At 69.3% G+C, this 5,681-nt stretch carries 6 protein-coding genes and 4 pseudogenes; 7 read left to right on the top strand and 3 right to left on the bottom strand.

The features are described from left to right. The 3 genes and pseudogenes from JF597_RS48790 to JF597_RS48780 form a co-directional block, all read left to right on the top strand. Positions 1-239, top strand: a pseudogene (locus tag JF597_RS48790) (hypothetical protein); the annotation flags it as partial. A gap of 113 nt (positions 240-352) precedes the next feature. Beyond that, on the top strand, positions 353-535 hold the full coding sequence (locus JF597_RS48785; protein ID WP_069761999.1) for a hypothetical protein: 183 nt from the start codon (positions 353-355) through the stop codon (positions 533-535). A gap of 65 nt (positions 536-600) precedes the next feature. Further along, positions 601-1,164 (top strand): DinB family protein, encoded by a 564-nt coding sequence (locus tag JF597_RS48780; RefSeq protein ID WP_294012231.1) that lies wholly within the window; start codon positions 601-603, stop codon positions 1,162-1,164. 69 nt (positions 1,165-1,233) lie between these two features. On the opposite strand, the gene JF597_RS48775 is transcribed toward JF597_RS48780, so the two are convergent. Next, positions 1,234-2,199: a DUF1152 domain-containing protein gene (locus JF597_RS48775; RefSeq protein ID WP_069761997.1), complete on the bottom strand. Its 966-nt coding sequence runs from the start codon at positions 2,197-2,199 to the stop codon at positions 1,234-1,236. Between the two features lie 85 nt (positions 2,200-2,284). Between JF597_RS48775 and JF597_RS48770 the strand changes: the two genes are divergently transcribed. Beyond that, positions 2,285-2,668: an alpha/beta fold hydrolase gene (locus JF597_RS48770; RefSeq protein ID WP_366916563.1), complete on the top strand. Its 384-nt coding sequence runs from the start codon at positions 2,285-2,287 to the stop codon at positions 2,666-2,668. 276 nt (positions 2,669-2,944) lie between these two features. Here JF597_RS48770 and JF597_RS48765 read toward each other — a convergent pair. Next, positions 2,945-3,231 (bottom strand): annotated as a pseudogene (locus JF597_RS48765) (TetR/AcrR family transcriptional regulator); the annotation flags it as partial. Between JF597_RS48765 and JF597_RS48760 the strand changes: the two are divergent. Together JF597_RS48760 and JF597_RS48755 are read left to right on the top strand one after the other, a co-directional pair. Beyond that, positions 3,231-3,380, top strand: a pseudogene (locus JF597_RS48760) (SDR family oxidoreductase); the annotation flags it as partial. The pseudogenes JF597_RS48765 and JF597_RS48760 sit on opposite strands and share 1 nt — an antisense overlap. Positions 3,381-3,579: 199 nt before the next feature. Beyond that, positions 3,580-4,818: a SpoIIE family protein phosphatase gene (locus tag JF597_RS48755; protein ID WP_088245381.1), complete on the top strand. Its 1,239-nt coding sequence runs from the start codon at positions 3,580-3,582 to the stop codon at positions 4,816-4,818. Positions 4,819-4,873: 55 nt separating this feature from the next. Here JF597_RS48755 and JF597_RS48750 read toward each other — a convergent pair whose 3' ends face one another. Continuing rightward, positions 4,874-5,041: a hypothetical protein gene (locus JF597_RS48750; protein ID WP_294012219.1), complete on the bottom strand. Its 168-nt coding sequence runs from the start codon at positions 5,039-5,041 to the stop codon at positions 4,874-4,876. Positions 5,042-5,415: 374 nt separating this feature from the next. On the opposite strand from JF597_RS48750, the pseudogene JF597_RS48745 reads away from it, so the two are divergent. Beyond that, positions 5,416-5,681 (top strand): annotated as a pseudogene (locus JF597_RS48745) (alkaline phosphatase family protein); the annotation flags it as partial.

Below are 5,681 nucleotides of genomic sequence, written 5' to 3'. Positions count from 1 at the left end.
TCCACCAACTCACCCACTCCATGGCCGACACCGCCCCGCCGGACGCGGCCTTCCTCGACGGCCTGGAGATCTTCGCCCGGTACGTGCGCGCCAACGGATCCGGCGCCCACGCGCCCACCGGCCGCCTGGAGAGCGAGGTGGACCGGCTCGCCGCCCGCACCCCGCACTCCTCCGTGATCGTGGCCCGGCCCGACCGTCAGCTCGTGGCCCGGCTCCAGGAGTTCGCCGAAGGCCGCTGATCCGCAAGCGGGCTACGACACAGCGAAGGGGAGTCCTGGCCCCGGCCACCGGTTCCGAGGCCACCGGCCGGGCGGACTCCCCATCAGGACGCCATCCAGAAGGGACGCCTGCCATGACCCATTGTCCCCGCACGCCCTGCAAGCCCCGCACGGGCCGGGAGCGGCTGATCGCCGCCGGAAAGTGGATCGCGCGACGGCGGCGTACCGCCCTTTCGCACCTGCTGCGCGGCGCCTGCTACGGCGCCGGCACCGGAGCCGTCGGCCTGATCTTCGTGTGGGTGGAACACCAGATGTGAGCGGTGTGGATCAGACCGCGCATTTGGGGCCGCAGCCAGGTCTGCGTTGTATGTAGTGTGCGGAAATGACAAGAAGTGAGCGGCTCGCGGACCAGCTGGACTGGTACTGGCACAAGAACCTGCGGCCGCGGCTGGACGGTCTTGCCGATGAGGAGTACTTCTGGGAGCCGGTGCGAGGCTGCTGGAGCATCCGCCCACATGGCACGTCGGCCGCACCGATGTCGCCTGGTTCGGGGGAGTGGACGATGGACTCCGCGTCCCCTGACCCGGTACCGGCACCGGTGACCACGATTGCCTGGCGGCTGGCTCACATCATCGTCTCCTGCCTGGGGTATCGGGTCGGATGGTATTTCGGCGGCCAGGACGTCAACGCCCAGACATTCGCCTACGCGGGGACCGCTGACGAGGCGCTGAAACAGCTCGATGAGATGTACGGGAAATGGAACGCGGGGGTCCGCGAGCTCTCGGACGCCGACCTGGAAAATCCGCCCACGGTGGGTCCCGAGCGCTTCCCCATGGAGAACAGGGTCCTGCACGTCAACAGGGAGCTGATCCATCACGGCGCCGAGATCTCCCTGCTGCGCGACCTCTACCGCCGACAGGACGGAGCCGTACCGCGCCGAACATGACTTTCCGGCAACCGGCAACCGGCAATCGAGCTTCGGAAACCTGAGGCGGTGCTGCCGGACGTGGTGTGCTCAGTGCGGGAAAGCCCGGGGCGGGCGCTGGCGGGGGAGTGTGGTGCGGAACTCCTCGATCACTGAACTCACCTGCCGCATCAGCGAAGTCCGTTCCAGCAGACCGAGGTAGAGGTTGCGGCGGGCCAGTCCAGGCAGGTCCACACAGAAGTACAGGGCCATCAGCGGGTTGACGAACAACTCGCCGCCTTTGGTCCTTTCCGTGAACCGGACATCGCCGAAGTCACCGCGTACGGCGGCGGCGACGGATCCGTTCACGATGCTCGGGTGGCTCGCGGTGTGGCGCTGGGCGTGGGCCACCGCGTCGAGATAGAGCGCGCCCTCCCGCGCGGCCCCGAGCAGCGAGAACGCCCCGAGGTAGGCGCCGTCCCGGTCCAGGGCGGCCAGGTTCTCCAGTACCAGGGAGTGGTTCACGCCGTGATAGGCGTCCACTCCGAAGCCGAGGCATGCCACCAGCCGGTGCGGGATCTCGTCGAGCCTGCTCACGGCGGCCAGGCTCGCCATGTCCTCCTCGGGAGTGCCGAGACCGTGTTCGTCGCCGCGCATCAGGATGTCGGTCCCGCCGTCCACCAGCACGACCGCGTCGACACCGCCTAGATGCGCGATCAGCGTCCGGTAGGCCGCCCGAAGCGGACCGACCCCGATGCTCGGGAACGCGTACACGGTCGACGGCAGATCCTGCGTCGCGAGCCACTGGGCGAGCGTCCGTTCGGGGAAGTAGTCACCGCGTAGAGGGGTTTCGGGTCCGACGGCCGCGACGTCCTGATCCACCCACACATCGAGGTCCAGGCCGTAGAGATCGGCGAAGGACAGGTTGGCTAGGTGCACCTCCTTGCCCGCGGACCGCAGCGCGAGTGCGAGCGGCAGCCCGGCATACACGTCGAAGCCGCCGCCCGCGCCGGCGATGAGTACCCGTCGGGCGTCGCGCAGGCGGGTGAAGAACGCAGGTTCCCCCAGAGAGATCACCGCAGGAAGCTACTGCACTTGATCGTGTGATGCCGGGTGATCGCCTGAAAGGCGGGGGTTGGTTCCGGTAGATCTGCGCGCGTGCATGACTCCACGCCCGAGGATGACGCGCCCACCTCCTTCGTCGAGAACTCGAAGAAAGCGGCTGGCGGCCTGGCTGGAACAGCCGGTCCTCGTCATGCCGGGACTGCGCACGATGATCAGAACGGCCGCTCGCGCCTACCGCATACGCCGCCCGGCCCCGCTTCCCCTGTCCGAGGAGGAGCTGTCCGCCATCCGGACTCCGCTCTACCTGGTGCTCGGGAAGCGAAGCCTCCTCGTGCACCCGCAGCGGCAGGTGGAGCGGGTGCCGCGCCTGGTCCCCGGTGCCCGAGTCGAGATCATCGCTGACACAGGCCATGTGCCGCAGATCGACCACGCGGAGGAGATCAATAGCCGGATGCTGAACTTCGTGGCCTCCGTCGACTGACAACCGCCCGCGCCGACGGGCCGGGACGGCACTCTGGGACGGCTCGGACGGGTGGCCAGTTCCGCAGCGCCGCTTCGACCACCTGCTGGAGTTCCGCCCGCGAGCTGTCCGGCGTTGCGCCGGACCGGGTGGTGGCCGGACTTCTCATCAGCGTCTCCGACGGCACCTACCGGGTCCGGTGACACCACCCACCAGGTCATCCGTTCGACAGGGGGGAACAGTCATGCCGGGCCCGGAGGCCAGCGGCCCTCTTGCAGGGCTGCGAAGAACATAACGGGGCAGATCGCCCTCGTCGACGGCGCGCTGGAACCGGTGCCGGAGGCGAGCGCGGCCGTCGTCTCGCCAGGCGATCAGGGCGTCCTGGGCCGGCCGTCCGGAGTGGCCTGAAGCCAGCGAGCCCTGCACACCCAGCATCCAGCGGGGTGGCCGGGGTGGGTGGTCGTGCTGACCGAGCCGGCGAGGAACGTCGTGGCCACCTCCCGGGCGCTCGGCTTGTCCAGCGTGCGGGCCGCATAGGAGGCGGGGCCGTCGGTGTAGCGCTCCAGGACCTTGCGGAACAGCTCTCAAGGCCGAACTCGCGGCGGGCGTGCCGATCGGCCGCGGGGGGCGCCCGGAGGAGGTCGCCGCCGCCGTGGCCCTCCTCGCCTCCGCGGACAGCAGCTTCATGCTCGGCACCACCCTGCACGTCAACGGCGGCGAGAATCAGCTCTGACCCACCGCGCGGGGTCCCGACCGCCCAGTAGTGCGCCACCCGCGCGGATACCTGACCGTGCGTGTACGCCTTCTTCGCCCACTGACGACATACGGGCCGGACGGTCGACCTACGCCCAGGTGCCGAGGGCGCCCACGAACGGTAGAACGTAAGTGTGAAGGACGAGACCAGCCCTGCTGAGGGTGCCCGGCCACAACGTGTGGCGAGGCCGGGGATCGACTACCAGGCGCTGTTCTCGGTCACCCCCAGCCCCTGCATGGTGCTGGGCCCGGACCTGGTGCTCGTCGACGTCAATGAGGCGGCCTGCCGGGGGACCGGCCGCACTCGGGAGGATCTGATCGGGCGGTACCTCTTCGACGCCTTCCCTGACAATCCGGCGGACCCGGATGCCGACGGGGTGCGGAATCTGCACGCTTCCCTGCACTGGGTCCTGCGCTCGAAGAAGCGGGACACGATGGCGCCGATGAAGTACGACATTCCCGTGGCCGACCAGCCCGGCGTGTTCGAGGAGCGGTGGTGGTCCGCCATCAACACACCGGTGCTCGGGCCGGACGGGCAGGTGCAGTGGATCCTGCACCGGGGGGAGGACGTGACCTCGTTCATCCTCTCCCACCCTCGTCGGCGAGGAGGCGGGGCGCTGAGCGACGTGGAGGCGATGGAGGTCGAGCTGTACGCCCGGGCGCGCGAGCTCCATCGAGTGAACGAGGAACTGCGCCAAGCCCACGCCCGGGAACGCCAGGTTGCCGTCACCTTGCAGGAAGCCATGCTCCACTCGCCCCATCTGGCCCGGCACCGGGACACCGCGGTGCGCTACCTGCCCGCCGCCGGGTCACTGAACGTGTGCGGCGACTGGTACGAGGTGGTCGACCTGCCCGAGAACCGATTCGCCGTCGCGGTCGGCGACGTGGTCGGCCACGGCCTGGAGGCCGCCGCCGTCATGGGCATGCTGCGCAGCGCGCTGTCCGCCGTCGTCCGGGCCGTCGAAGGACCCGCGAGAGCCCTGGACATCCTGGGCCGGTACGCACGCTACGTGGAGGGTGCCCTGGCCACTACAGTCATCCAAGCCGTCATCGACACCCGCGCTCACCGCATTCTGTACAGCAGCGCCGGCCACCCGCCCCCCGTCCTGCTCCACCCGGACGGCACCTGCGATCTCCTGGACCAGGCCACCGACCCTCCGCTGGGAGCCCGCCCCGAACCCGTCCCCCGCCCCCAGGCCGACCTGGCCTACACCCCCGGCGACACCTTCGTGCTCTACACCGACGGTCTGATCGAACGCCGCGGCGAGGACATCGATGCCGGCCTGGAACGCCTCACCGACGCGCTCGCCCGCCATGCCCGCCACAGCCCCGAACGTCTCGCCGACGCTCTGCTCGCGCACCTCGGCGTCAGCAGCGGCGCCAGCGACGACATCGCCCTGATCGTCCTGCGCCTTTGATCCGCGCCGCCACCTGTACGCCGACGATGTCGACGCGGCCAGCCCGCACCAAGGCTCACGCGTACCCGCGAAGTGCCTTGTGGGCGCCGTAAGCCTCGATGAAGCCCTGGGTCGCCTCCAGGTTGTTCGCCAAGTCGGCGGACCGCCACTTCTTCTTGCTGCCGTCGAGGTAGCGCAGGTCGACCCACGTGGAGACGGCCACCGACGAATCGGAACTGGCCACTCGCAGCTTCATGCCGGCCAGATCATGGAAGACAACGAGATGGATGCAGCCGTCACCACCCCTTCCGTTCGGTTGGTAGTCCGCTCGGTTGGTCGTCGACAGGCGACGTCCTCGTCCAGATGGAGCTCATCGAGCAGAGCAGCGAGCTCTTCCGAAGTGGTCCGCGCTCGGCGTCCACCCGGGTGGTGAACGTATCGGGCTGACCGCCGGTGCGGCGGACGTCGCCCCTCCTTGGCGAAAACCAGACGTGCTTGATGAAGAACCGACCGCTACTTCGGTGTGCGTTCACGCCTGCGCCGTCCCCGGTACGCAAGGCGGGACTCTGATGGGCCCGGCAACTCGCAGCTCGCCCCAAACGCCCGGGAGAAACCCAGATGTCCAGAAGTTACGTCAGGCCCGCAACCGTCCTCGCCGCCGCGGGAGTACTTACCGGCCTGACTGCCGCCCAGCCCTCCGCTTTTGCCGCCCCCCACCACGGAGCCCCCGCCAGGCACGTCCTGCTGATCTCGGTCGACGGCCTGCACCAGTCGGACCTGGCCTGGTACGTCTCCCGGCACCCGAACTCCGCGCTGGCCCGGCTGGTCGGCGGCGGTGTGGAGTACACCCACGCCAAGACCACCACGCCGTCCGACTCCTTCCC

This window comes from Streptomyces sp. (genome assembly GCF_019510245.1).
In the GTDB taxonomy this organism is placed as follows: domain Bacteria; phylum Actinomycetota; class Actinomycetes; order Streptomycetales; family Streptomycetaceae; genus Streptomyces.
Note: the sequence above shows the minus strand (reverse complement) of the source record. Positions and strands in the feature narration are given on the sequence as shown.

What these genes read in the sequence shown, in the direction of transcription:
- JF597_RS48780 (WP_294012231.1), top strand. Translation starts at nt 601, where the DNA reads ATGACAAGAAGTGAGCGGCTCGCGGACCAGCTGGACTGGTACTGGCAC.
- JF597_RS48785 (WP_069761999.1), top strand. Translation starts at nt 353, where the DNA reads ATGACCCATTGTCCCCGCACGCCCTGCAAGCCCCGCACGGGCCGGGAG.
- JF597_RS48770 (WP_366916563.1), top strand. Translation starts at nt 2,285, where the DNA reads ATGACTCCACGCCCGAGGATGACGCGCCCACCTCCTTCGTCGAGAACT.